This window comes from Billgrantia sulfidoxydans (genome assembly GCF_017868775.1).
Lineage (GTDB): Bacteria > Pseudomonadota > Gammaproteobacteria > Pseudomonadales > Halomonadaceae > Halomonas > Halomonas sulfidoxydans.
This window is the reverse complement of the sequence record NZ_CP053381.1, coordinates 928,975-952,619: the sequence shown is the minus strand read 5'-3', so window position 1 is coordinate 952,619 and position 23,645 is coordinate 928,975. Positions and strand designations below refer to the sequence as shown.

The 23,645-nt window shown below is 67.1% G+C and carries 23 protein-coding genes and 5 tRNA genes; 6 read left to right on the top strand and 22 right to left on the bottom strand.

Annotated features, from left to right (window positions below; all coding sequences use genetic code 11):
* Positions 1-223: 223 nt before the first annotated feature.
* The 14 genes from HNO51_RS04560 to coxB all read right to left on the bottom strand — a co-directional run bounded on the left by HNO51_RS04560 (position 224) and on the right by coxB (position 13,995).
* Positions 224-1,630: an NADH-quinone oxidoreductase subunit N gene (locus tag HNO51_RS04560; RefSeq protein ID WP_209538599.1), complete on the bottom strand. Its 1,407-nt coding sequence runs from the start codon at positions 1,628-1,630 to the stop codon at positions 224-226.
* The gene (locus HNO51_RS04555) at positions 1,630-3,114 is read right to left on the bottom strand and encodes a complex I subunit 4 family protein (protein ID WP_242597248.1); all 1,485 of its coding nucleotides are present in this window, start codon (positions 3,112-3,114) and stop codon (positions 1,630-1,632) included. Before HNO51_RS04555 ends, HNO51_RS04560 begins: the two co-directional genes overlap by 1 nt.
* Complete coding sequence (locus tag HNO51_RS04550; protein ID WP_209538597.1) at positions 3,114-5,105, bottom strand: NADH-quinone oxidoreductase subunit 5 family protein; 1,992 nt, start codon at positions 5,103-5,105, stop codon at positions 3,114-3,116. The genes HNO51_RS04555 and HNO51_RS04550 overlap by 1 nt, the downstream gene beginning before the upstream one ends.
* The gene (gene nuoK / locus HNO51_RS04545; RefSeq protein ID WP_167111567.1) at positions 5,102-5,407 is read right to left on the bottom strand and encodes an NADH-quinone oxidoreductase subunit NuoK; all 306 of its coding nucleotides are present in this window, start codon (positions 5,405-5,407) and stop codon (positions 5,102-5,104) included. The genes HNO51_RS04550 and nuoK overlap by 4 nt, the downstream gene beginning before the upstream one ends.
* Before the next feature lie 45 nt (positions 5,408-5,452).
* Complete coding sequence (locus HNO51_RS04540; RefSeq protein WP_197449830.1) at positions 5,453-6,085, bottom strand: NADH-quinone oxidoreductase subunit J family protein; 633 nt, start codon at positions 6,083-6,085, stop codon at positions 5,453-5,455.
* Between the two features lie 19 nt (positions 6,086-6,104).
* The gene (locus HNO51_RS04535; RefSeq protein WP_197449829.1) at positions 6,105-7,031 is read right to left on the bottom strand and encodes an NADH-quinone oxidoreductase subunit H; all 927 of its coding nucleotides are present in this window, start codon (positions 7,029-7,031) and stop codon (positions 6,105-6,107) included.
* Positions 7,028-8,335, bottom strand: a complete 1,308-nt coding sequence (locus HNO51_RS04530) for an NADH-quinone oxidoreductase subunit D-related protein (protein WP_209538596.1) — start codon at positions 8,333-8,335, stop codon at positions 7,028-7,030. Before HNO51_RS04530 ends, HNO51_RS04535 begins: the two co-directional genes overlap by 4 nt.
* Entirely contained in the window at positions 8,332-8,679 is a 348-nt protein-coding gene (locus HNO51_RS04525; protein WP_197449827.1) for an NADH-quinone oxidoreductase subunit A, read from the bottom strand. The genes HNO51_RS04530 and HNO51_RS04525 overlap by 4 nt, the downstream gene beginning before the upstream one ends.
* Positions 8,680-8,856: 177 nt before the next feature.
* Positions 8,857-9,753 carry a c-type cytochrome gene (locus HNO51_RS04520; RefSeq protein WP_197449826.1) on the bottom strand — a complete coding sequence of 299 codons (897 nt, stop codon included), beginning with the start codon at positions 9,751-9,753 and terminating at the stop codon, positions 8,857-8,859.
* The gene (locus tag HNO51_RS04515) at positions 9,750-10,109 is read right to left on the bottom strand and encodes a c-type cytochrome (protein WP_209538595.1); all 360 of its coding nucleotides are present in this window, start codon (positions 10,107-10,109) and stop codon (positions 9,750-9,752) included. Before HNO51_RS04515 ends, HNO51_RS04520 begins: the two co-directional genes overlap by 4 nt.
* Positions 10,106-10,474: a hypothetical protein gene (locus HNO51_RS04510; protein ID WP_197449824.1), complete on the bottom strand. Its 369-nt coding sequence runs from the start codon at positions 10,472-10,474 to the stop codon at positions 10,106-10,108. Before HNO51_RS04510 ends, HNO51_RS04515 begins: the two co-directional genes overlap by 4 nt.
* The gene (locus HNO51_RS04505) at positions 10,464-11,075 is read right to left on the bottom strand and encodes a cytochrome c oxidase subunit 3 (protein WP_197449823.1); all 612 of its coding nucleotides are present in this window, start codon (positions 11,073-11,075) and stop codon (positions 10,464-10,466) included. Before HNO51_RS04505 ends, HNO51_RS04510 begins: the two co-directional genes overlap by 11 nt.
* On the bottom strand, positions 11,075-12,985 hold the full coding sequence (gene ctaD, locus HNO51_RS04500) for a cytochrome c oxidase subunit I (protein WP_209538594.1): 1,911 nt from the start codon (positions 12,983-12,985) through the stop codon (positions 11,075-11,077). The genes HNO51_RS04505 and ctaD overlap by 1 nt, the downstream gene beginning before the upstream one ends.
* The gene (gene coxB / locus HNO51_RS04495) at positions 12,982-13,995 is read right to left on the bottom strand and encodes a cytochrome c oxidase subunit II (RefSeq protein WP_209538593.1); all 1,014 of its coding nucleotides are present in this window, start codon (positions 13,993-13,995) and stop codon (positions 12,982-12,984) included. Before coxB ends, ctaD begins: the two co-directional genes overlap by 4 nt.
* A gap of 399 nt (positions 13,996-14,394) precedes the next feature.
* Between coxB and HNO51_RS04490 the strand changes: the two genes are divergently transcribed.
* Together HNO51_RS04490 and HNO51_RS04485 are read left to right on the top strand one after the other, a co-directional pair.
* Entirely contained in the window at positions 14,395-15,258 is an 864-nt protein-coding gene (locus HNO51_RS04490) for a cytochrome c oxidase assembly protein (protein WP_197449820.1), read from the top strand.
* Entirely contained in the window at positions 15,255-15,887 is a 633-nt protein-coding gene (locus HNO51_RS04485) for an SCO family protein (protein ID WP_242597205.1), read from the top strand. The genes HNO51_RS04490 and HNO51_RS04485 overlap by 4 nt, the downstream gene beginning before the upstream one ends.
* On the opposite strand, the gene HNO51_RS04480 is transcribed toward HNO51_RS04485, so the two are convergent.
* From HNO51_RS04480 to HNO51_RS04445, 8 genes are all read right to left on the bottom strand, one after another.
* Positions 15,884-16,483, bottom strand: a complete 600-nt coding sequence (locus HNO51_RS04480; RefSeq protein ID WP_242597204.1) for an exopolysaccharide biosynthesis protein — start codon at positions 16,481-16,483, stop codon at positions 15,884-15,886. The genes HNO51_RS04485 and HNO51_RS04480 overlap by 4 nt on opposite strands.
* 87 nt (positions 16,484-16,570) lie before the next feature.
* The gene (locus tag HNO51_RS04475; RefSeq protein ID WP_479688692.1) at positions 16,571-18,514 is read right to left on the bottom strand and encodes an FAD-dependent oxidoreductase; all 1,944 of its coding nucleotides are present in this window, start codon (positions 18,512-18,514) and stop codon (positions 16,571-16,573) included.
* A 289-nt stretch (positions 18,515-18,803) separates the two neighbouring features.
* Positions 18,804-18,880: transfer RNA gene (locus HNO51_RS04470), tRNA-Asp, on the bottom strand.
* Between the two features lie 3 nt (positions 18,881-18,883).
* Positions 18,884-18,960: transfer RNA gene (locus tag HNO51_RS04465), tRNA-Val, on the bottom strand.
* A gap of 46 nt (positions 18,961-19,006) precedes the next feature.
* Positions 19,007-19,083 (bottom strand) — tRNA-Asp (locus HNO51_RS04460).
* A gap of 29 nt (positions 19,084-19,112) precedes the next feature.
* A tRNA-Asp gene (locus HNO51_RS04455) sits at positions 19,113-19,189 on the bottom strand.
* A gap of 54 nt (positions 19,190-19,243) precedes the next feature.
* Positions 19,244-19,319, bottom strand: a tRNA-Val gene (locus HNO51_RS04450).
* Positions 19,320-19,447: 128 nt separating this feature from the next.
* Positions 19,448-20,065: an alpha/beta family hydrolase gene (locus tag HNO51_RS04445; RefSeq protein ID WP_338035281.1), complete on the bottom strand. Its 618-nt coding sequence runs from the start codon at positions 20,063-20,065 to the stop codon at positions 19,448-19,450.
* Positions 20,066-20,342: 277 nt separating this feature from the next.
* Between HNO51_RS04445 and ccoN the strand changes: the two genes are divergently transcribed.
* From ccoN to ccoP, 4 genes are read left to right on the top strand one after another with little or no spacing between them, the layout of a single operon-like run.
* Positions 20,343-21,770: a cytochrome-c oxidase, cbb3-type subunit I gene (gene ccoN / locus HNO51_RS04440; protein WP_197449818.1), complete on the top strand. Its 1,428-nt coding sequence runs from the start codon at positions 20,343-20,345 to the stop codon at positions 21,768-21,770.
* Positions 21,771-21,792: 22 nt separating this feature from the next.
* Positions 21,793-22,401: a cytochrome-c oxidase, cbb3-type subunit II gene (ccoO, locus tag HNO51_RS04435; RefSeq protein WP_197449817.1), complete on the top strand. Its 609-nt coding sequence runs from the start codon at positions 21,793-21,795 to the stop codon at positions 22,399-22,401.
* A 2-nt stretch (positions 22,402-22,403) separates the two neighbouring features.
* Positions 22,404-22,643 carry a cbb3-type cytochrome oxidase subunit 3 gene (locus HNO51_RS04430; RefSeq protein ID WP_197449816.1) on the top strand — a complete coding sequence of 80 codons (240 nt, stop codon included), beginning with the start codon at positions 22,404-22,406 and terminating at the stop codon, positions 22,641-22,643.
* Complete coding sequence (gene ccoP / locus HNO51_RS04425) at positions 22,640-23,569, top strand: cytochrome-c oxidase, cbb3-type subunit III (RefSeq protein ID WP_197449815.1); 930 nt, start codon at positions 22,640-22,642, stop codon at positions 23,567-23,569. The genes HNO51_RS04430 and ccoP overlap by 4 nt, the downstream gene beginning before the upstream one ends.
* The last annotated feature ends 76 nt before the right edge of the window (positions 23,570-23,645 follow it).

The window sequence follows — 23,645 nt, the reverse complement described above, 5'->3', positions numbered from 1 at the left end:
AGTGGGTGGCAAAGAATCAACGCAAGGTAAGGATAATCATGAGAACGCAGGGCGTGCCAAGGGTTCGATCAGCGCATGGCGATAATTAAACGCTGCTTGGACGCAGGCAGCGCAGGGCTCCCCGCCGCCCCCGCTCTGCCTCGTCTCGCCAGCCGGATCGCATGAGGAGGACCTCCCTGCGCTCCCATTCTCGCCGCCAGCCCCGCCCCCTGTCTCCGAGGTGTCAGGACGGCAGGGGGAGCATGACTACGCCTGACGCCCCCAGGAGGAGCTCCATGAGCAGGGCTGACGCCACGATTCCCACGCCCCCTGCCAGCATGGCGAGCCTTGAATGCCCCCCCAACACCGCGACGGGCCCGGTTGGGCGCGTAAAGACCATGACGGCAGCCACTCGCAGGTAGTAGTACAGCGAAACCAGGGTATTGAGCGCCGCGACTATGGCCAGCCAGGCATGGTCGGCCGCCAGCGTAGCCTCGAACAGCAGGAACTTGCCGAAGAAACCCACCAGCGGCGGAATGCCCACCAGTGACAGCATGGCAACGATCAGCACCACAGCCGCCAAGGGTTGCGCCCTGGCCAGGCCGCGATAATCGGCAAGGTCGGTGCGTCCGCGCAGATGAGTGACCACGGCGAAGGCGGCCAGGTTGGCCAGCGCATAGGCGACGAGGAAGACAAGCAATGCCGACACGGCACCCTCGGCGCGCCCGATCACGGCCACCGCCATCAACGCATACCCGGACTGGGAGACCGATGACCAGCCCAGCAGCCGGCGAACGTCGACCTGGCGAAGCGCCGCCAGGTTGCCCAGGGTCATGGTGACCGCCGAGACCAGCGCTACCAGCCAGAGCCCCTGCTCTCCCGGCAACAGCGCCACCAGACGCGCCAGCGCCAGCGCCGCTCCTACCTTGGGCGCCACGCTGAGCATCGCCGCAACCGGCGCCGGGGCCGCCTGGGCGACATCCGGCATCCAGGCATGCGCCGGAAACGCCGCCAGCTTGAAGGCAAGCCCCAGGATCACGCAGCCCACGGCCACACTGAGCACCAGCCGGTCGCTCTGGGCAAGAAACGCGGCCAGGACGCGGTAGTCGGTGTCACCGACCAGGCCGAACAGCATGACCACCCCGACACACAGCAGCGCATTGGCCAGAGCGCCGATCAGGAAGTACTTCATGCCCGCTTCCAGCGCCGGCGCGAACCCGCGGTGGTAGGCCACCAGCGGGTAGCTCGCCGCCGAGGAGAGCAGCACGCCGAGCAGCAGCTCCATGCTGTCGCCAGCCGCCGCCATGACCACGGCGCCCAGCAGCGCGAACAGGCACAGCGCATAGTACTCGCCATGCCGCGGGTCGCTGCGCATCCAGTCGGGCGACATCGCCACGGCAAGTGCGCCGCTACCCAGAATGACGAGCTTGGCCAGCGAGGCCGGTGCATCCAGGATCCACACCCCAGAGAACGTTAGCGAAGGCGCTGCCGGCCACTGCACGACGACGGCACCCAGGGCGATCGTCAGCGTCACCAGAGCCGCACCGGCCAGCCAGCCCTGGCGGGCGTGCGGCAGGAAGGCGGCACCCAACACGATCATCACCGCCCCGATCAGCAGCGCCAGTTCGGGGGTCAGGTCCGCCACGGGCATCAGCGTCCTCCGGCCAGCAGGCTCGCCGAGGCCTCAACCACCTCGAGCAGGAAGTGTGGCGCCACACCGATCGCCACGACCCCCAGTGCCAGCACACCGAGCACCCCGATTTCGATCCGGTTGAGGTCGGGGAAATGTGCCAGGTGCTCGGGCAGCCGGCCGAAGAACAGCCGCCACAGCAGGTCGAGGAACAGCGCCGCGGTGATCACGATGCCCAGCACCCCCAGCACCGCCAGCCAGGGATAGACGGCGAAGGTGCCGGTAAACACCTGAAACTCGGCGACGAAGCCGGCCAGCCCCGGCATGCCGAGACTGGCGAAGGCGGCCAGCACGGTCAATGCGGTCAGCTGCGGCGCCCGGCGAGCCAGGCCACCATAACGCGCCATGGCATAATCCCCCGAACGCTGCCACAGCGAGCCGCTGATCAGGAACAGCGAGCCGGTAATCAGGCCGTGGGCAACCATCTCCACCGTGGCACCGGTCAGCGCCAGCCGCCGTGCTTCGTCATGCCCGCCTATCAGCGAAGCGGCCACGGCAATCCCCAGCACGGTGTAGCCCATGTGGTTGATCGAGGTATAGGCGATACGCCGCTTGAGGTTGGTCTGCCCCAGCGCCACCAGGGCACCGTAGAGAATCGCCACCAGCGCCAGCACTGCCACCGGCAGGGCGAAACGGGAGAAGGTCTCGCCGAGCATGGCCAGCGGCAGCCGGATCATGCCGTAGGTACCCATCTTGAGCAGTACCCCGGCAAGAATCGCCGAGGCCGGCCCTGGCGCATCGACGTGGGCCTGGGGCAGCCAGGTATGCACCGGCACCAGCGGGGTCTTGACCGCCAGCCCCACCATCATCGCCAGAAATACCAGGCTGGCATAGGTGCCCCTGCCCGCCAGCGGCTGCTGCTCGATGATGGCGCGCATGTCGAATGTCGGCGTCTCGAGAGCGAGATAGAGCCCGATGATGCCAAGCAGCAGTGCCAGCGAGCCGGCAAAGGTATAGAGGAAGAACTTGAAGGCGGCGAGCTGGGGGTCGCCGTGACCCCAGCGCCCGATCAGAAAGTACATGCCCACCAGAGTGAGATCGAAGCAGACATAGAACATCAGCAGATCGAGGGCCAGGAAGACCCCTAGCGACACGCCGTGCAGGAACAATAGCCAGGCATAGTACTGGCGCGCCTCCCCCCGGGTATCGAAGGGATAGACGACGGCGGCAACGAACAGCACCGCACTCATGGTCGCCACGGCCAGGGCGATACCATCGACGCCAACCCGGTAGGCCATGCCCAGCGACGGCACCCACTGCACCTCGTCGACATGCTGGAACAGCGGACCGGCCGGATCGAACGTCAGCCAGGCCAGCGCCAGCGCCAGCAACGAGGCGCCGGATGCTACCACGGCGATCCAGCGCGCCTGAGCGGCACTCCAGCGCGAATTCAAGGCAAGCGGGAGAGCGCCCAGCAGGGGAGCGAACAGCGCGACGGTCAGCATCACATCGAGGCTCCTATCAGCAGCAGCAGGAAGAACGTACCGAGGCCGGCGGCCATGGCGGTGTAGTAGTGGTGGGTCTGGCCGGACTGCGTCGCCCGGGCCCAGCGCCCGCCGGCCTCTACCCCCTGTGCCAGCGCACTGGGCAGGCCGTCGGCCAGCCATTCGCCGCGCCGAGTGTTGACGTCGGCCAGCCACTGCGCGCAGCGCGCGGTGATCATCAAGCCGGAGTCGACGACCCGATCGTCTCCGCGCGCCAAGCCTCGTGCGGTTGCGTGAATGCCTTTTGCCAGCTGGTTGATAGGCACGGCCAGCAGGGCGTCGTCGCCACGCGCCAGGCCACTTGCACCGGCACTGGCACCTTGCGCCAGGCGGGTCAATGGCAAGTCGAATACCCGATCGTCAAAGCGAGCCAGGGCCCGGGCGAACCGCATGACACCCAATCCCACGCCGCTATGCAACGTCGGCAGGCCGAACCAGTCGGCCAGGACCGGTTGCCAGGCCGGTTCCGCCTCACGCGGGCTCCCACGGGTTAACCACAGCCCCATGCCAATGCCCAGCGCCACCAGCGCCAGCGACACCACCATCAGCCACGCATGCTCCTTGGGCAGCACGACCCCCAAGTTCGCCGCGATCGACTCGGAGAACGGCCGCCACCACAGCAGCGAGAGCATCAGCGTGGCAAGCGCCAGCCCCGCCAGCGAAATTCGCTCCGCCCCGGCCGGCGGCCGGCCCGAGACGAGTCGCCGTGGCGAGCGACCGAAGGCCAGCCGCTGGAAGCGGGTGGCATAGAGCGCACTGAGCCCGCCGGCGATGGCCACAAACAGCGCCAGCCAGGGCGAGATATCGACGGCGGCGGAGGCGATCTGCTCCTTGCTCCAGGCCGCCCCCAGCGGCGCCACGCCGGCCAGCGCCAGGCACAGCACCAGGCTCGCCCCCGCCACGCCCGGCAGCTGTCGCCCCAGTCGCATGTCCGCCAGCCGGTAGCTGTCGACGCGCCGTTCGGCCAGCCCCGCGACCAGGAACAGCCCCGCTTTGAGGCAGGCATGGGTGACGGCGTGCAGCAGTGCCACACCGGGGAAGCCCGCCCCCACGGCGACCCACATCAGCCCATACTGCGCCGACGTGGAAGCGGCCAGCAGCCGCTTGGCGTGGCCCTGGCAGCTCGCCACCAGGCCGCCTGTCAGCGCCGTGGCCAGCCCCAGGAAAATCACCAGGGGCGAAAACCAGGCGGCCTGCTCGAGCTGCGGCGCCAGCCGAGCGAGCAGGAAGGTTCCGGCGGCGACCATGGTCGCCGAATGCAGCAGGGCCGAGGCCGGCACCGGCCCGGCCATGGCGGCAAACAACCAAGCACTGAACGGCAGCTGTGCTGACTTGGCCGCCGCCGCCAGTACGATGCCGGCCACGGCGACGTGCAACAGCCCACCCGAGAGATCGTCGAGGGCGGCATAGCCGAAACCGCCGGTGCCGGCGAACAGCGCCCCTGCGGCAACATACAGCCCCAGGTCGCCCAGCCGGGTGGCGAGGAAGGCGTGCATCGCCTGGCTCGGGATGCCCTCCTCCTGCCAGCGATGCAGGATCAAGCCCCAGGAACAGGCCCCGACCAGCTCCCAGGCTACCAGCAGGGTCAGCAGGTCACTGGCCAGCACCAACAGTTGCATGGCGCCAACAAAGGCCAGCAGCAGGGCCACCAGGCGGTGCGGCGCCTGTCTGACATGGATCGCGGCATAGAGCGTCACCGGCAATGCCACCAGCGGTACCAGCCAGGCGAAAACGTCGCCTGCCAGGGAGCGTTCCAGCCCCAGCGTCAGGGACTCGCTCCAGCGATAGCTCGCCACTACCCCGGCGTTCAGCGAAAGCCCCGTCACGGCAAGAGTCAGCAATAGCGCCACCCCCGCCGAGAGCCCGAGAGCCAGCGGCCCGAATCGCCGCCCGGCCCCGTAAAGCAGCAGCGACAGCAACCACGGCGTCAGCGGTACGGCCCAGAGCGTCATTGCTTCAACTCGCTCAGGGCTTCGGTCGTGTCGGCCTGCTTGGCGCGGAACACCGCCACCACCAGGGCGAAGCCGAGCGCCATCTCGATCGCCATGACTGCCATGATCACGATGGTCAACAGCTGCCCTTCGGGGGCACCGGCGCCGCTATAGGCCCAGAAGGCCACGGCCGCCAACATCGCCCCGTTGAGCATCAGTTCGAGGCCCATCATCAGCATCACGAACGATTGCTGCGACAGCGCCCCATAGAAGCCGATGCCGATCAGCGCCGCTGCAAGAACGAGTAGCGTGGTGAGTGTCATGTCGCCCTCCTGGCCTGTGTTACGCGTCGTTCCACCGCGTCATCGCTAATGGTGGTGTTGGTGGGCGTGGCCGCCCTCTTCTCCTTTTTCCTCTTCGCTCTCCTTTGGCCGGCCTGCCGGCTCGCCGCCGGGCTCGAGCCCGGGCGGTACCGAGCCCTCGTCGGCGCGGCCATAGCGGCCACGTCGGCTCGACAGCACCACCACGCCGACCATGGTGGTCAGCAGCACCACGCCGGCGGTCTCGAAGACCAGCATCGAATCGCCGAGCAGCTCACGGCCCAGCGAGATCACCGGCGCATGCTCCGCCGGCAGCGGCATATCGGGAAAATCGCCGAGCACGGCCACCGCCGAGAGCACGCCGAAGACAGCGACACCGGCGACGATGGCAACTCTCTCCTGGTGCACCATCTTCATCGGATTGAGGCCGGCCGGGTTCATCATGAACATGACCATGAACAGCGCCATGACCATCATCTCGACGGCCATCATGAAGAACATCGCCACCCCCAGGTACTCGGCGGTGAGCAGGATCATGATCCCGCCTACGGCGATGAACGACAGCAACAGGAAGAACGACGCCCGCACCATCGAATCGGTGCAGAACACCCGCCAGCCGCTGAGCACGGCCAGCGCCGCCAGCACCACAAAGGCAATATGCGTAGCGAGACTTGGCGTCATGTCGGCTCCCTGGCCTCACTCAGGCCATCCACAGGGCCACCGCCCCGGCCCAGATCAGGTCGACGAAGGAGAGCGGCAGCAGCACCACCCACATCAGCGTCAGGCAGCGCTCGGGAGCGAGCCTGGGCAGCCGACGCCCCAGCCATAGCAGCACCACCAGTACCGCCAGGCTCTTGAGCAGCAGCCAGGCCGGCCCCGGCAGCCAGGGACCCATCCAGCCACCGAGGAAGGCGGTGGCGGCAATCGCACTGAAGGCCACCAGCATGGCGGCGCGCGCCAGCGCCCACACCAGACGCGGCGGGCCCGAACGCTCGACCGCGGTGCCCGTCGAGAGATCCGTCGAGTCGGCCAGGTCGAGCGGTCCCCAGAAGGTCAGACCCAGCCCCACCACCAGGAACAGCGGCAGCCCCAGCGGCTGGGACACCACGTGCCAGAGCGACTCCTGCGCTGCGACCACCTCGGTCCAGCGCAGCGACTCGGCCGGCAGCGCCACGCCGATCAGCACGAACATGCTGACCAGCAGGTAGGAGATCCCCAAGGCGACGTAGCGGTAGGCGCCGATCAACGCCAGGTGAGAATTGGCCGACCACCCATGCAAAAAGATCACCACCGTGGCCAGCGCCTCCAGGCTGCCCCACAGCACCAGGCTGGTCGCCAGGTCGACCCCGACCAGCGTCGGCGACCACGGCACCAGTGCCAGCCCCGTGGCGGCCAGGGCCAGGTAGAGCGCCGGCGCCAACCGCCAGGCACCTGCGTCCGGTGCCTCGGTGGTCGTGGCCTGCTGCGTCAACAGCCAGGCGGCGCTGGCCAGGGGAGCGAGCCAAACGCTTCCCGCCTGGGTCGAGCCCGTCGCCATCCAACGGTCGAGCACGGCCACGAGATAGGCGCCCAGGCCAGCCATCAGCCAGGCCAGCAGCCACGGCAGGATCAACTGATCGAGGATCATGGACTCCCCTCCCGTTTCGCCTCGGCGAAGCCGGTCCGCCAGTCGTTAGCGAGGGGGAGCGGATCAAGGGCAGCGACGTCCAGGCTGGCCAGGGTCAGCAGCGCTTCGCCCCACTCCAGTTCCGGGAGCACCTCACCCAGCAGGTCGCTCATATCGTGAGGGAAGCCCTCGGCCCAAGGGCCGCGCGGGGTCTCGACGGCAGCGGTCTCGGCGGTCTTCAGGTCGTAACGGGCGGCCCGGCCGGCCAGCGACAGGGACTGCTCGATCTCGTCGAGCCACTGCCGCCAGCGAGCCGCCGTATCGCCCGCTTCTCGGCAGGTCGGTGCAAAACCGAGCCGACGGTAGCTGGCATCCTCGCTGCGCAGGTCCGCATCGATGCCCGCCGCGCGGGCCGCCGGACCACCGAGCTGCCGCGCCTGCGCTTCGTCCAGCACGCCGCGACCAGGCTCGGGCAGCGCCAGCCGCCACAGCCCCCCGCGCTCCAGCTCGCGGCGCAGGCCCGCAACATCGCTGTTCGGACCCAGCTTTTCGGCCAGGCGCAGGGCCCGTTCCGCCATTGTCGGCCAGCCTGCCAACCACAGCCCCCGGTAAAGCCGGTGCAGGTGATGACGGGCGCGAGCGAGCTCGAGCTCGGCGATCGGCACCGACGACTGGCGAGCCGCATGAAAGATCGGTTCGACGACGCCGGCGAAGGGCTTGCGCGTGACCGTCCAGGCCTGCACCAGATCACCCTGCAGGCTGACCTCGGCCTGAAGACCCGGCGGCAACGCGGAATGAAACGGCCCCAGCCGGAAGGTCAGCGTATCCAGCGTCAGGCCATCGCGACGATCGTCCTGCATGTTCATGGCCATGGGCCGACCGTAGGGCGTGCCGCCCATCATGCCCTCGCCGCCATGGCCATCGTCGCCGAGCCCCTCCCAGGGATTCGGCGGCTCGTCCGGTAGCAGCCGGGGCGCACTGTCGCGCTTGCCCAGCATCAGCTCGCGATGCGTCTCGACCACGCCCTGGGGCAACGCCTCGACGACATCGATACGTATGGGGTTGCGCAGTGCCTCGAATGGCTCGCAACGACACCACACGCTGGCGAACGGGGCGGGCAACTGATCGTGGATACGGCGCAGGTCGTCGCGCCAGCCGGTCGGGATAACGCCCGCCACCAGCAGCACGCTGGCATGGCGAGGCGTGTCGACGAGACGAATACCGGGCACGAGCGCAAGCGTTTCGCGCACCGGGCCGATACGCGCCGCCTCGGCAAGGAAGACGGCCGCCGGCGCGCGAGCCGCCAGGCGACGTTGCCAGCTCACTGCCACCGGAACACCCCCTCACGCCAGGCGTAGACGATGCCCACCGCCAGGATGGCCAGGAACATGCCCATTTCCATGACCGCCGTGGCCCCCTTCTCGACGAATACCACCGCCCATGGATACATGAACATCATCTCCATCTCGAAGGCGATCAGCAGCAGCGTCATGGGGTAGTAGCGAATGTGATAGCGGTTCCAGGCATGCGTATCGGGGCTGCCGCCACCGAGAAAAGGTGCCCGCTGGGGGTAGGTCGGCTTTGGCTGTCCACGGGCCGGCAGCCATTGCAGCAGACATCCAAGGCCCAAGGTCGTCAACAGGACGGTTGTCAGGGTGAGCAGCGCCATGCGAATCCCTCGCGTTGCGTTCAAAAGCCCAGTGTGTATACGCGGACCTTGCCTCTCCTTGAGCGAATATCAGGCCCGGGCGCCCCTTGACACAGCGTAGTTGCGGCCACCGGCAGGAACAAACGCCACTCACCCGGTGGTGCGTCCAGGATCGCTGCGAACGTGGTGCCCGCAGACCTATTTCAGCGTCTCCAGATAGGCCGCCATGTCCAGGGCATCCTGCTCCGTCACGTCCAGGTCCGGCATGGCAGTGAGCGGATCCACCTCGGTGGGGTGGCGCAGCCAGTGCACCATGTTCTCGGGCGTGTTGGCCAGCACCCCGGCGATATAGCGACGCCCGCCGATGCCCGCGAGCGGCGGGCCGACGTCAGAATGCGGTCCCACCGTGCCCGGAATACGATGACAGGCGATGCAGGCATAGCCATACAGGGCCAGCTTGCCGCGGGCGGGATCGGGTTCCGCGGCGGCACGTGCCGGAGCGGAGGCGCTCACGGTCGTCACGTCGCGCGGCGGCTCGCGCGCATCACCACCGCGCAGCGCCTGGTAATCGGCCGGGGACATCTCCGGCATCTGCATGATGAAGGCGACGATGGTCCAGATCTGCTCGTCGGTGAACTTGAACTGCCAGCTCGGCATGCCGGTCATCTTGATGCCGTGCTTGATGGGCCAGAAGAGCTCGGCGGCGCTCTTGGCCTTCGCCGTATGCGCCAGGTTGGGCGGCACCGGCGTCATGCCCTTGCCGACATCGTCGCGGCCCACGCCGGGCGCGCCATGGCACTGCACGCAGCGGGCCTGGTAGAGGCGTCGCCCCTCCTCGGCCATGTCCGGCGTCAACGACGGGACCTCGATCTCCTCGGCTCGCTGGCGGATGGAGCGGTCCAGCGCCAGGTTGAGCAGGGTGAAGACGGGCTCGGTATGCTGCTGCAGCGCCGAGACGTTATAAGCGCCCCAATAGACGAAGCCGGCCGCGCCCACTCCCATGGCGACGACCAGCGCCGCGATAGCGAGGCCGACATGGATTTCGATCCGCTTGCGGATCCTACGGACGGAGTCTTGGCGTTCCTGATCGTTCATTTGAGCGTGTACAGGTAGGCGGTGATATTTCGGGCGTCACTCTCGCCGACACCCATGTTCGGCATGGCCGTGCGCGGGTCGACCGCTTCCGGCTCGCGAATCCAGCGCACCATGTCGTCGGGCGTGTTGGGCAATACGCCAGCCAGGTAGACACGCCTGGCGATGCGCTCGAGCGACGGCCCCGTGCGGCCATCTGCTCCGCCGATGCCGGGGATGACATGACAGCTGCCGCAGCCGTACTCACGGATCGCCGCCTGGCCCACTTCCGGGTCGCCCGGCGGTGGCTCGGCTTCGTCACTGCTGCAGCCGCTGGCGATGAGCAGCGGCAGCAAGAGGAGCACAGTTCTCGCTGTCATAGGCACGGCCCCAGAAAGAAGTTGGGCACACCTTCGGCCACGACGAGCAGCGCGGACAACGCGCTGATGAGCAGCCCCATGACCGCCATGAAGCGCATGCGCCCCGCCTCGCCATCGCCGGAGCCCGGCCAGTGCCGCCCGGCGCGGCCCCACTGTCGCCAGGCCATCGCAGCGCCGGCCAGGCTCAGCAACAAGGTGACCAGGGTCGTGGCGTGCAGCATCCACATGACGCCGTTCTCGCAGGCCCGGGCCACCAGCAGGTAACTGCCCAGCAGGTGAAGCGCCCAGGCAGCGGGACCGATCACCCAGCCGAGCCACAACATCAGGGGGTGCAGCAGCACGCCGCGATCCGGTTCACTGGCCATAGACGCGCGGCCCCCAGTACAAGAGTAGATAAAAGGGAATCCAGGCGAAGCAGACGAAATACCAGTAGTTGGTATCCACCACGACGCCGATCTGTCGCTGCCGGGTGAAATAGCCGCGCCAGGCCAGGATGGCGACTACCGCACTGCCGAAGACGATCGACGTCACGTGAACGTAGTGAAAGCCGGAGATGGTCCAGACGATCGAACCGTAGGCGTGATCCTTCCAACTGAACTCGTAGGCCATGAGTTCCAGCGAGCGCAGCACCAGCACCGTCGTCGCCAGCAGCACGCTGGCGGTGACGCCGATGGCCAGCCCGCGCTGGTTGCCGCGCTTGATGGCGCGTCCGGCCAGGTACATGGTGAGGCTGCTCAGCATCAGCAGCCCCAGGTTGATGCTCGGCCACAGCATGGGCGGGGCCGACTCGCCGCGCGGCGGCCAGGTGTCGGCGTAGGCCGCCAAGTACATGTAGCTGACGCAGAAGGTCAGTACCACCGCCGACTCGATCGTGATCAGGCCGAGAATGCCCCACCACAATGGCGCGCGCTGGTCGGGGTTGAAACGGGTCATGTCCGAGACGTCGAACCCCTGCACGACTTTCATCAATCGTCCCTCCAGGGTCGGCGTGGCCAGAACCAGGCCACCAGGGTGAAGGCCACCAGGAAGAAGGCGATCACGAAGAAGATCGGATGGAAGATGATGCCGATGAACCCCATCGAGGCGGCCACGGCCGAGACGAACGGCCAGATGGTCGGGGCGGGCAGCACCTGCACGCCCACGGGTTTGGCATCGAGGACGCTGGTGAGCACCACCTCGCGACGGTCATGACGCAGGCCGGTGACGACGGCACGTTCGCCCGCCTGCTCCCAGTCCCACAGCGGCCAGCGGCTCTCAACCACGGGGATATGGCGAAAATTGTAGGAGGCCGGCGGCGAGTCCGCCGCCCACTCCAGGGTCGGCGCGCCCCAGGGGTTCGGCTCGGCCCGCCGGCCGCGCAGCACGCTCCAGATGGCATTGATCAGCGTGACGCCGAAGCCCGTCGCCAGCACCAGGGAGCCGATCGTCGCCAGCAGGTTGAGATCGCCCCAGCCCATCTCCTCGACATAGGTGTAGATGCGCCGCGGCATGCCTTCGAGCCCCAGCTGATGCATGGGAAAGAAGGTCACGTTGAAGCCGATGAAAGCCAGCCAGAAGCTCCACTTGCCGGCCGTTTCGCTCATCATGCGGCCGGTGATCTTGGGCCACCAGTAATAGGTCGCGCCGATCAGCGGGAAGACCGCCCCGCCGATCAGCACGTAGTGGAAGTGGGCAACCAGGAAGAAGGTGTCGTGCACCTGGGTGTCGAAGGGAATGGAGGCCACCATGACGCCGGTCAGCCCGCCGATGACGAAGATGGCGAAGAATCCCAGCACCCACAGCATCGGCGTGGCGAAGCGGATCCTGGCGCCCCACAGCGAGGCGATCCAGCAGAAGATCTGCACCCCGCTGGGGATGGCGATGGTGACGCTGGCAGCGGTGAAGAAACTCATGCCGAGCTGGGGCAGGCCGGTGGTGAACATGTGGTGCACCCACAGGCCGAAGCTGACGAAGCCGATGGCCACCACCGACAGCACCAGTGCCGTGTAGCCGTAGATCGGCCGTCGGGTAAAGGTAATGATGATCGTCGAGATCATGCCCAGTGCCGGCACCAGGATGATGTAGACCTCGGGATGACCGAAGTACCAGAACAGGTGCTGCCACAGCAGCGGCTCGCCGCCGCCCTCGACGATGAAGAACTGGGTGTCCACCAGCCGGTCGAGGATCAGCAGCGTACTGCTGACGATCACCGCCGGCATGGCGAAGACGATCATGAACGACATCACCAGCGCCGCCCAGACGAACAGCGGCATGCGATTCAGCGACATGCCCGGCGCGCGCATCCGCAGCGTGGTGACGATCAGCTCCACCGCCGCGGTCAGCGCCGAGACCTCGATGAAGGTGATCATGGTCGTCCAGACGTCGACCCCGTAGCCGGGCGAGTAGAGCTTGCTCGACAGCGGCACGTAGTTGAACCAGCCGGCGTTGGGCGCCATGCTCAGCAGCAGTGAGCCGAACAGCACGATCCCGCCGATCAGATAGACGTAATAGCCGAAGGCGTTGAGCCGGGGAAAGGCCATGTCGCGCGTGCCCACCATCAGCGGCACGAAGTAGATGGCGAAGCCCTCCATCACCGGAATGGCGAAGAAGAACATCATTACCGTGCCGTGCATGGTGAAGAACTGGTTGTAGAGCTCCGGCCCGATGAACTGCTGCTCGGGGCCGGCCAGCTGCAGGCGAATCAGGATGCCGAGAATCCCCGCCAGCAGGAAGAAGATGAAGGCGGTAATGATGAAGCGCTTGCCGATCATGCGCTGGTTGACGTGGGTGAACCAGCCAAGCAACCCGCCGGGCGAATGCCAGGTGCGCTCCAGCTGCGTGGCCTGCTCCGCCGAATCGATCCTGTCGTGGGGGGTGGCGGGTGTCTCGAGCGTCATTCCAGGCTCTCCAGGTAATCGAGCAAGGTCTTGAGCTCCTCCGGTGTCAGGTCGCTCGGCGGCATCCTGCTGCCCGGCTTGACGTGCTGCGGGTCGGTGATCCAGCCGCCGAGGTGTCCGATTCGGTTGGGCACCGTGGCGCCGGCCAGCGTGCGCCGACCGGCAAGATGAGTCAGATCGGGGCCTAGATCGCCGTCGGCCGGCGTGCCGCGGATGGTGTGGCAGCCGGCGCAGCCGGCATCGAGAAACACGTCGCGCCCTTGGGCTTGCGCACCCGTCTCCGGTTCCATCGCTGACCGGCGCTGGCCCTCCAGCCAGGCATCGAACGCTTCCGGCGCCTCGGCCACCAGCAGGAAGGCCATCAGCGCATGCTGCGTGCCGCAGTACTCCGCGCACTGGCCGCGATAGACGCCGGGCTCGTCCGCCGTCATCGCGGTGACGTTGGTGCGCCCCGGCATCATGTCCGTCTTGCCCTTCAGGTTGGGCACCCAGAAGCTGTGAATGACGTTGTCCGACTTGAGCAGGAAGCGGACCGGCTCGCCGACGGGCACGTGGATCTCGTTGGCGGTCGTGGCGATGCGCTCGCCCGTCTCGTCCAGGTAGTGCACCTCCCACCACCACTGCTTGCCGATGACCTCCACGGTCATGGCATCGTCGGGCACGGGGGCCTCGATCACTCGGCCGATGGAGAAGCTCGAGAGAGCGAAGGGAATCGTTGCCGCCAACGGCAGGAGAATGCCGCCGGCGATCATCAGGTTGCGACTCTGCCTGGCGTTCAGCGGCAGCGCGGCCTGCTTGCGACGGGCACGCAGCACGGCCACGGCCAGCAGCGTCAGCACCAGCAGCGTGACCAGGGCGGCGACGAACAGCGTCGGCCACCACAGCCTGGCGATCAGCGCGGCGGCCGAGCCCGCCGGGTCGAGGGCCGACTGGGGGCCTTCGCAGGCAGACAGAAGCGGAGCGGCGGCCCCGGCCAGCCCTGTTGAGCGAACGTACTTGCTGAGGGGCATTGGCGTGACAATCCATTGCTGATGCGTGCGCGAAACGCTACCGCGGCGCATTCCATGCAAGATCCGATAGACGCGCCGTGGGGCGCGTTCAGACGGCTCGGTTCCGGCGAGGCAGCGAGAAAGCGTCGCCAGCGCCGATACCGGATCAGAGCCGGCGCGTCGACCCTGTTTCGCCTTCACCCTAGTACAGGATGGCGCGGCCTGCTCGTCGCTGCCGAGCGTGGCCACCGATCCTTACGCCTTCCGCAGCAATGCGCTCCTTCACACGAAGCGATGGCAGAGCATCCCTCCGGCGCTGTCGCCCGGGTGTTTCCTGGCCGGTCAAGTTCGCTATGCTGGAGGACACACTTCCAGACGGCGACTGCCGCCGCCTCGGCAAAGGAAGGCAAAGGAAGGCAAATGCTCGAGTTCGAGCGCATCATGGGCGTCTTGCAGCCCTGGGAGTTTTCCCTGTCGTGGAGCGCCGCCTGCCTGCTTGCGGCGGGCCTGTACCTGCGCGGCCTGCAGCGACATCGGCGGCAGGCAGCGGGGACCTGGCGTGCACTCGCCTATCTGCTGGGCGTCGGCGCGATCTATGCGGTGACGCAGACCCACTTCGATTACCTCTCGCAGTACATGTTCTTCATCCATCGCGCCCAGCACCTGGTGCTGCATCATGCAGCGCCGTTCCTGATCGCCCTGGCCGCGCCGCTGCCGGTCCTGGCGGCCGGCATGCCGAATCGCCTTCGCCACCTCCCGGGGCGGGCCGCGGCAGCCCGGCTCCTGCGGCCGATCTACCGTCTGCTGCAGCATCCGGCAGTCGCCCCCCTGCTGTTCGTCGGGCTGATCTACTTCTGGCTCATCCCCGAGGTCCATTTCGATGCCATGCTCAGCCGCCAACGCTACCAGGTGATGAACTGGAGCATGCTGCTCGACGGCCTGCTGTTCTGGTGGCTGGTGCTCGACCCACGCACGCCGCGCCAGGGCGGGCTGGGGTACGGCATGCGCATCCTGGCCCTGCTGCTGGTGATTCCGCCGCAAATCCTGCTGGGGGCCTACCTCACCTTCAGCGAGAACGTGCTGTTCGACGTCTATGCCGTCTGCGGTCGCGCCTGGCCCATCGCGCCACTGACCGACCAGCAACTGGGCGGGCTGATCACCTGGATCCCCGCCTCGATGATGAGCGTGGCAGGTGTGCTGATCGTGATTCGCGCCATTCTATCCGGCAAGGGCGACGCGCGCCCGGGCCAACCGGAACAGCCAGAAGGAGTCCCCCAGCCATGAGACCCACGACGCCCCGCCCCGACTCGCCAAGCCGTCCCCCGCTGCGCCGCACCCGGGTTCTGGCGGGGCTGCTCGCGCTGGGCAGCGTGCTGATGGGCTGCTCCGACCCGGGCTGGCAGACCAAGGACATCGCCGGTCTCATGCCGCCCCTGGCGTTCGAGCTCACAAGCGAGTCGGGGGAGCGGGTCGAGGCGCAGGCCTTTCGCGGCGACACGACGCTGCTGTTCTTAGGTTTCACGCAGTGCCACGACGTCTGCCCGGCCACCATGGCGCACCTCGACTCGATCCTCGACGAGCTCGGCGAGGAGGCGCGCGACGACCTGCGAGTGCTGTTCGTTTCGGTGGATCCGGCCCGCGACGATGCCGAGGCCCTGCGCGAGTACACGGCGAATTTCGGCCCCGAGTTCGTCGGCCTCACCGGCAGCAAGGAGGAGCTGGATGCCCTGACCCGCCGCTACCGGGTGACCTACGGCTATGGCGAGAAGGACGACGGGGGACGCTACACGGTGTCCCACCCCAGCGCGATCTTCGCCTTCGATCGCCACGGCGAGGCACAGCTGCTCATTCGCCAGGACGACGCCAGGGAGGCGGTGGTGAGCGACCTGCGCCGGCTCCTGGCCAAGGGCTAGAAAAGCCCCAGGTAGACGAAGACCAGGGTGGCGAGCGTCACGGCGAACGCCACGGCGGCCAGGAGCCCATCGTGAGCCATCAGGGACAGGCCGAATAGCGTGAGGGCGAAGCCAGCACCGTTGGCGGTGAACGGCACCACCTCCATCGGCGGCATGGCCAGGGCAATGAGGATGCAGGCCAGGGCAACGGCGACGATTCCGGCGCCGTGGGTCAGGAAGGTCAGCCGCGGCTTGAGCCACTTGTCCACCCAGCGCGCGGGCCGACGGCTCCAGCCGATCGCCTTGTCGAGCTTCTGCCTGGAGACGGATCGATTCAACAGGAACCCCGGGATCCAGAAGTGGTGCGCTCTAAACAGCAGCTGTACGGCCACCAGCAGGACCAACAGGGCCATCAGGGTGGGAACGCCGGGAATGTCCCCGACCACCGGCATCAGGGTGATGATGCCGGGCACCAGCAGCAGGGGGGCAAAGGAGCGACGGCCGACCTCGTCGAGCAGGTCGCCGAGGCTGACCAGGCCGGCACCTTCGTCACCCCCGGCACGCTTGAAGCGGTCGAGCATCTGTTCCAGGTCGTGAGGCTCGTCGGGCTGGGTCACTCGCACCTCCCTGTCGTCGGCTTTCCCCCTGGCCCCAGGGTCGCCCATCCGCGCCGACTTCGCCACCCGCCTCGCCCCGACGGCCGTTCACAGCCCCGCCGCCACCCGCGTACCCTGGTCGATGGCGCGCTTGGCATCGAGCTCGGCGGCTTCGTCGGCGCCACCGATCAGGTGCACCGCCACGCCGGCCTCCCGGAGCGGCTCGAGCAGCTCGCGGACCGGATCCTGTCCGGCGCAGATCACCACGCTGTCGACCTCGAGCAGGCGCGGCTCCTCGTGGTGGCGAATGTGCAGGCCCTCGTCGTCGATGCCGACGTACTCGCAGCCGGCCAGGGCCTCGACGCCGCGATGGCGCAGCGACGCCCGGTGCACCCAGCCGGTCGACTTGCCCAGCCCCTTGCCGGGCTTGGAGTGCTTGCGCTGCAGCAGGAAGACCTGGCGCGGTGTGTCGGGGCGCTCGGGCGGGCGGAGGCCGCCGCGCTCGGCAACGCCGAGGTCCACGCCCCATTCGGCGCACCAGGCCTCGCGGTCCAGCGAAGGATGCCCCACGTGGGTGAGCAGCTCCGCCACGTCGAAGCCGATGCCGCCGGCGCCGATGATCGCCACCCGCCGCCCGACCCGCTCGGGATGCAGGATCGCCATGGGATAGCTCATTACCTTGGGATGCTCGATGCCCGGCAGGTCGAGCCGGCGCGGGCGCACGCCGCTGGCCAGGATCACCGCGTCGAAGCCGCGCAGGACCTGCACGTCGGGTTCGCTGCCGAGCTTCAGCGTGACGCCATGCTTGTCGAGCATCACCTTGAAGTAGCGCAGCGTCTCGTCGAACTCCTCCTTGCCCGGGATCTTGCGCGCCAGGTTGAACTGGCCGCCCAGCTCGCCGGTGCGCTCGAACAGCACCACCCGGTGGCCGCGCTGGGCGGCGGTGAGTGCCGCCGCCATGCCGGCCGGGCCGCCGCCGACCACGGCGACGTCACGCGGCGTCTCGGCCGGTTCGATGACGAGCTCGGTCTCGTGACATGCCCGGGGGTTGACCAGGCAGGAGGTGAGCTTGCCCTGGAAGGTGTGATCGAGGCACGCCTGGTTGCAGGCGATGCAGGTGTTGATCTCGTCGTCGCGTCCTTCAGCCGCCTTGCTCACCCAGGCCGGATCGGCGAGGAAGGGGCGCGCCATGGAGACCATGTCGGCGTGCCCCTCGGCGAGCACCCGCTCCGCCACCTCGGGCATGTTGATGCGATTGGTGGTGATCAGCGGGATGGCGAGCTCGGCCTTCATGCGTCGGGTGACCTCGGTGAAGGCCGCCCGCGGCACGCTGGTGACGATGGTGGGCACGCGCGCCTCGTGCCAGCCGATGCCGGTGTTGATCAGGCTGGCGCCGGCGGATTCGATGGCACGCCCCAGCGTCACGACCTCCTCCCAGGTGCTGCCCTCCTCCACCAAGTCGATCATCGACAGGCGGAAGAGGATCAGGAAGTCGTCGCCCACCGCCGCGCGGATCCGCGACACGATCTCGACCGCGAAGCGCATGCGGTTCTCGAGCGAGCCGCCCCAGCGGTCGTCGCGCTGGTTGGTGCGCAGGCACAGGAACTGATTGATCAGGTACCCCTCGGAGCCCATCACCTCGACGCCGTCGTAGCCAGCCTCGCGGGCCAGGGAGGCGCAGCGTACGTAGTCGGCGATCTGGCGTTCGACGTCCGCGTCGCTGAGTTCGCGCGGCACGAACGGGTTGATCGGCGCCTGCAGCGGCGACGGTGCGACCAGCTCGGGCGAGTAGGCGTAGCGCCCGGCATGCAGGATCTGCAGGCAAATGCGCCCGCCCTCGGCATGCACCGCCTCGACCACGCCGCGATGATCGGCCACCTGCTCGGCCCGCTCCAGCGTGGCCGCGCCCTGGAACACCGCCCCTTCGGGGTTGGGGGCGATGCCGCCGGTCACGATCAGTCCCACGCCTTCACGGGCACGCTCGGCATAGAAGGCCGCCAGGCGCGCGAAACCATTGGGCGCCTCCTCGAGGTTGGTATGCATGGAGCCCATCAGCACGCGGTTGGGCAGGGTCAGATGGCCCACCTCGAGCGGACGAAAGAGATGAGGATAGCGCACGCCGAACTCCTCCTTGGGGTCGAGTCACGATAATTTCAAACAACTGTATGATAGCCGGACGACAGGCGCAAAGGAAAAGCGACGCTTTCGCCCAAAGGCGAAGTGCGCTGGGCTCTCGCGACAGGAGACGCCGCAGCTCGTGCCCATCGGGCGAAGGCGAGACGGAGGGAGTATAGACGATACGAAAAGGCCCCGAGCCTGGGCTCGGGGCCTGAAATCGAAATGGCGGACCGGACGGGACTCGAACCCGCGACCTCCGGCGTGACAGGCCGGCATTCTAACCGACTGAACTACCGGTCCGCGTGGTGGGTGATACCGGACTCGAACCAGTGACCCCCAGCATGTGAGGCTGGTGCTCTAACCAACTGAGCTAATCACCCACGCATATCGCACTGCTGCGATGAGGACTTGCAGGCCGGGACATCATGGCGGACCGGACGGGACTCGAACCCGCGACCTCCGGCGTGACAGGCCGGCATTCTAACCGACTGAACTACCGGTCCACGACAGATGACACCAGCGACGGAAACGATGGCGGACCGGACGGGACTCGAACCCGCGACCTCCGGCGTGACAGGCCGGCATTCTAACCGACTGAACTACCGGTCCGCTGCATGCTTCCTACGTGTTCAGGATCTCGCCATCGCCCGTGTCCGGGCGCGATGGTGGGTGGTACAGGGTTCGAACCTGTGACCCCCAGCTTGTAAGGCTGGTGCTCTCCCAGCTGAGCTAACCACCCCTGGTCACGTGGCGCTGAATTCTACAGGGATCGGCTTGGTTGTCAATGCCCTGGCCGTGCAAAACGGCCTCGGCAGCACGTTTTCTCGAGACGTAAATGGCTCAAGCCCGCGTCGTTCGTGTCATTGCTCACTGTGGCACCCGATGCGCTTTCATGAAAGCGGCGATCGCGGCCGCCCCCTCCTCGATCAGTTTCGCCTGGGTACGCCCCGATCGCCGCCGCGGCTTCCAGTCGTGGTCGCCATCTTCCAGCCAGTGGACGCATGCCCGCTCGCCCAGCGAATAGGCCTCGACCTCCTCGCAAGTGCCAAACGGGTCGCGGCTGCCCTGCACCACCAGGGTGGGGCAGTCGATGTCGGGCCAGTGCGCGAGGCGCAGGCGATCAGGCCGGCGCGGCGGATGGAAGGGGTAGCCGCACAGTACCAGGCCGGCGGCCTTTTCACGTGCCGCCAGCAGGCTGGCCACACGCCCGCCCATGGACTTGCCGCCAAGCCAGGGGGTACCTCCATGAGGATGTGTCAGAATGTCGCACCAGCGCGATAATTCTTCTACCAAGCGGTCGATGGGTGGCGGCGGGATTCGTCGGCCCTCGCGCTCGGCACGCTGCAGGTAGGCGAACTCGATGGCAAGGGTCTGCACGCCCTGCTCGGCGAGCGCACCTCGCAATTGATTCATGTAAAGAGAATGCTGTCCAGCCCCCGCGCCATGGGCGATCAGCAGGCGCCCGACGCTGCCGTCACCGCGCACTTCCAGCGGGCCGAGCCCTTCGACAAACCAGCGCCCGGGCTGTCGTACGCCGCCCTGTACATGCCTCTGAACTACCTCAATGGGAACCGCACTTAATCGTGCAAAGTTGGACACACGTCAATTTCCTATACGAGTTTCGCTTGTATCCTTGGTTCAGTCTGTCAGGCGGCTGCGCTAGAATCCGCCCTGCTTTCTAACCTGCATCACCCTCAACCGGGAATCTTGCCGTGGCCTGCGCCACCGCGAGCTCTCGATTCGCGTTCGACGGGAACCTGACATGAGCACAGCACTAGAGCATCCGACCTACAACTACAAGGTAGTTCGGCAGTTCGCGATCATGACAGTGGTGTGGGGCATCGTGGGCATGCTCCTCGGTGTCATCCTTGCCGCACAACTGGTCTGGCCGCAACTCAACCTCGATCTGCCCTGGACGAGCTTCGGCCGCCTGCGCCCGCTGCACACCAACGCAGTCATCTTCGCCTTCGGCGGCTCCGCGCTGATGGCCACCTCCTATTACGTGGTGCAGCGCACCTGCCAGACGCGGCTGTTCTGCGACCGCCTGGCCGCCTTCACCTTCTGGGGCTGGCAGGCAGTGATCCTGTCGGCGGTCGTCACGCTGCCGCTGGGCTATACCACCACCAAGGAGTACGCCGAGCTCGAGTGGCCGATCAACATCCTGATCGCCGTGGTCTGGGTCAGCTATGCCATCGTCTTCCTGATGACCATCAAGCAGCGCAAGACCTCCCACATCTACGTGGCCAACTGGTTCTTCGCCGCCTTCATCCTGACCGTGGCGGTGCTGCACATCGTCAACAACGCGGCGATCCCGGTGTCGTGGATGTACTCCACCTCGATCTACGCCGGCGCCATCGACGCCATGGTGCAGTGGTGGTACGGCCACAACGCGGTGGGCTTCTTCCTGACCGCCGGCTTCCTCGGCATGATGTACTACTTCGTGCCCAAGCAGGCCGAGCGCCCGGTCTACTCCTATCGCCTGTCGATCGTCCACTTCTGGGCGCTGATCATGATCTACATGTGGGCCGGCCCACACCACCTGCACTACACCGCCCTGCCCAACTGGGCGCAGTCGCTGGGCATGGTGATGTCGATCATCCTGCTGGCGCCCTCCTGGGGCGGCATGATCAACGGCATGATGACCCTCTCCGGCGCCTGGCATAAGCTGCGCACCGACCCGACCCTGCGCTTCCTGGTCGTGGCCCTGTCGTTCTACGGCATGTCGACCTTCGAGGGGCCGATGATGGCGGTGAAGACGGTCAACGCGCTGTCCCACTACACCGACTGGACCATCGGCCACGTCCACGCCGGCGCCCTGGGCTGGGTGGCGATGATCACCATCGGCTCCATGTACCACCTGATTCCGCGCCTGTTCGGCCGCACTGAGATGCACTCGGTCGGGCTGATCGCCGTGCACTTCTGGCTGGCCACCATCGGCACCGTCCTCTACATCGCCTCGATGTGGGTCAACGGCATCCTGCAGGGCCTGATGTGGCGCGCCATCAACCCGGACGGCACGCTGATGTACACCTTCGTCGAGGCCGTCGAGGCCAGCGGACCGGGCTACATCGTGCGCCTGATCGGCGGCCTGTTCTGGGTCACCGGCATGCTGATCATGGCCTACAACGTCTTCATGACCGTCAAGCGCAGTGAAGCCGCCAGCCAGCAGCCGATTCCGCAGTCTGCCTGAGTAACCGGGGAAACCGACACCAATGAAACACGAGATCGTCGAAAAGAACGTTGGCCTGCTTGCCGTGCTGATTCTGGTGGTGATCAGCTTCGGCGGCCTGGCCGAGATCGTTCCGCTGTTCTTCCAGAAGCAGACCACGGAGCCGGTCGATGGCCTGCGCCCCCTCTCCGCTCTGGAGTTGGAGGGGCGTGACATCTATCGTCGCGAGGGCTGCGTGGGCTGTCACTCACAGATGGTGCGCCCGTTCCGTGCCGAGACCGAGCGTTACGGTCACTACAGCGTGGCCGGCGAGTCGGTCTACGAGCACAACTTCCTGTGGGGCTCCAAGCGCACCGGGCCGGACCTGGCCCGCGTCGGCGGCCGCTACAGCGACGACTGGCATCGCGCCCACATGTACAACCCGCGCGACGTGGTGCCGGAGTCGGTCATGCCGGCGTACCCCTGGCTGTTCGAGCGCACCCTCGACGGCAAGGACACCCCGCGCAAGATGGAAGTCCTGCGCAGCCTCGGCGTGCCCTACACCGACGAGGAGATCGAGGGTGCCACCCGCGAGGTACGCGGCCAGCAGGAGATCACGGCCCTGGTCGCCTACCTGCAGCAGCTGGGGACCGTGCTCGAGGGCACGCGCTGATCATGGATACCGGTACCTTTCGCGGCATCATCACCGGTCTGCTGATCATCGCCTTCCTCGGCATCGTCTGGTGGGCCTATTCCCGGCGGCGCAAGCCGGACTTCGACGAAGCGGCCCAGCTGCCCTTCGCCGATGAAGACGAACAATCGAACCGAGACCGCAGCGCCTCGCAGCAGGGCTCGCTCCGCGAGCAGGCAGGCGAAGCCGATTCCCGTAAAGACAGGGGAGACGAAAACGCATGAGCAATCTATGGGATGACTCCCTTTCCGGGTTCTGGAGCGCCTGGATCATCTTGATAACGCTGGGCTCCATCGCCTTCGCCTTCTGGATCCTGTATGCCAACCGCAAGACCGACAAGGTGCCCGATGCCGACGGCAACGTGGAAACCACCGGCCATGCCGCGGACGAGATCGAGGAGTACGACAACCCGCTCCCGCGCTGGTGGTTCCAGCTGTATGTCGCCACCGTGGTGTTCTCGCTCGGCTATCTGCTGCTCTACCCCGGGCTTGGCAACTTCGCCGGCCTGCTCGGCTGGACCCAGGAGGGGCAATGGGAGGAGGAGGTCGCCCAGGCGGAAGAGCGCTTCACGCCGATCTTCGCCCAGTACGAGGAGATCCCGATTCCCGAGCTGGCCCAGGATGCCGAGGCCATGCAGGTCGCCGAGCGGATCTTCCTCAACAACTGCGCGGTGTGCCATGGCGCCAACGCCCAGGGCGGCTACGGCTTCCCCAACCTGACCGACGACGACTGGCTGTATGGCGGCGAGCCGGAGCAGATCCAGACCACCCTGGTACGCGGGCGCAACGGCCTGATGCCCTCCTGGCAACAGCTCGGCGAGGAGAACATCGAGAACGTCGCCAACCATGTGCTGGCACTCTCCGGCCTGGAGCACGACGCCGAGCGCGCCGAGCTGGGCTCGGCGGTCTTCACCTCGGTGTGCGCGGCCTGCCACGGACCCGACGGTACCGGCAACCAGGCCCTTGGCGCGCCCAACCTGACCAACGACACCTGGCTCTACCAGGCGCCCGGTCAGAGCGTTGCCGACTCGGTGCGCCAGACCCTGCGTAACGGCCGCAACGGCCACATGCCGGCCCAGGAGGCCTACATCGGTGCAGAGCGCGTCCACCTGGTCGCCGCTTACATCTACAGCCTGCGACTACGCGACTGACGGCTCCCGCCCGGGCGGGCAGTGCGACCCACCGTCGCACTGCCCCGCCACGCGACGGGCTCCCGATACAATGAAG

What these genes read in the sequence shown, in the direction of transcription:
- HNO51_RS04560 (WP_209538599.1), bottom strand. Translation starts at nt 1,630, where the DNA reads ATGCCCGTGGCGGACCTGACCCCCGAACTGGCGCTGCTGATCGGGGCG.
- HNO51_RS04555 (WP_242597248.1), bottom strand. Translation starts at nt 3,114, where the DNA reads ATGCTGACCGTCGCGCTGTTCGCTCCCCTGCTGGGCGCTCTCCCGCTT.
- HNO51_RS04550 (WP_209538597.1), bottom strand. Translation starts at nt 5,105, where the DNA reads ATGACGCTCTGGGCCGTACCGCTGACGCCGTGGTTGCTGTCGCTGCTG.
- nuoK (WP_167111567.1), bottom strand. Translation starts at nt 5,407, where the DNA reads ATGACACTCACCACGCTACTCGTTCTTGCAGCGGCGCTGATCGGCATC.
- HNO51_RS04540 (WP_197449830.1), bottom strand. Translation starts at nt 6,085, where the DNA reads ATGACGCCAAGTCTCGCTACGCATATTGCCTTTGTGGTGCTGGCGGCG.
- HNO51_RS04535 (WP_197449829.1), bottom strand. Translation starts at nt 7,031, where the DNA reads ATGATCCTCGATCAGTTGATCCTGCCGTGGCTGCTGGCCTGGCTGATG.
- HNO51_RS04525 (WP_197449827.1), bottom strand. Translation starts at nt 8,679, where the DNA reads ATGGCGCTGCTCACCCTGACAACCGTCCTGTTGACGACCTTGGGCCTT.
- HNO51_RS04520 (WP_197449826.1), bottom strand. Translation starts at nt 9,753, where the DNA reads ATGAACGATCAGGAACGCCAAGACTCCGTCCGTAGGATCCGCAAGCGG.
- HNO51_RS04515 (WP_209538595.1), bottom strand. Translation starts at nt 10,109, where the DNA reads ATGACAGCGAGAACTGTGCTCCTCTTGCTGCCGCTGCTCATCGCCAGC.
- HNO51_RS04510 (WP_197449824.1), bottom strand. Translation starts at nt 10,474, where the DNA reads ATGGCCAGTGAACCGGATCGCGGCGTGCTGCTGCACCCCCTGATGTTG.
- HNO51_RS04505 (WP_197449823.1), bottom strand. Translation starts at nt 11,075, where the DNA reads ATGAAAGTCGTGCAGGGGTTCGACGTCTCGGACATGACCCGTTTCAAC.
- ctaD (WP_209538594.1), bottom strand. Translation starts at nt 12,985, where the DNA reads ATGACGCTCGAGACACCCGCCACCCCCCACGACAGGATCGATTCGGCG.
- coxB (WP_209538593.1), bottom strand. Translation starts at nt 13,995, where the DNA reads ATGCCCCTCAGCAAGTACGTTCGCTCAACAGGGCTGGCCGGGGCCGCC.
- HNO51_RS04490 (WP_197449820.1), top strand. Translation starts at nt 14,395, where the DNA reads ATGCTCGAGTTCGAGCGCATCATGGGCGTCTTGCAGCCCTGGGAGTTT.
- HNO51_RS04485 (WP_242597205.1), top strand. Translation starts at nt 15,255, where the DNA reads ATGAGACCCACGACGCCCCGCCCCGACTCGCCAAGCCGTCCCCCGCTG.
- HNO51_RS04475 (WP_479688692.1), bottom strand. Translation starts at nt 18,514, where the DNA reads ATGGGCTCCATGCATACCAACCTCGAGGAGGCGCCCAATGGTTTCGCG.
- ccoN (WP_197449818.1), top strand. Translation starts at nt 20,343, where the DNA reads ATGAGCACAGCACTAGAGCATCCGACCTACAACTACAAGGTAGTTCGG.
- ccoO (WP_197449817.1), top strand. Translation starts at nt 21,793, where the DNA reads ATGAAACACGAGATCGTCGAAAAGAACGTTGGCCTGCTTGCCGTGCTG.
- HNO51_RS04430 (WP_197449816.1), top strand. Translation starts at nt 22,404, where the DNA reads ATGGATACCGGTACCTTTCGCGGCATCATCACCGGTCTGCTGATCATC.
- ccoP (WP_197449815.1), top strand. Translation starts at nt 22,640, where the DNA reads ATGAGCAATCTATGGGATGACTCCCTTTCCGGGTTCTGGAGCGCCTGG.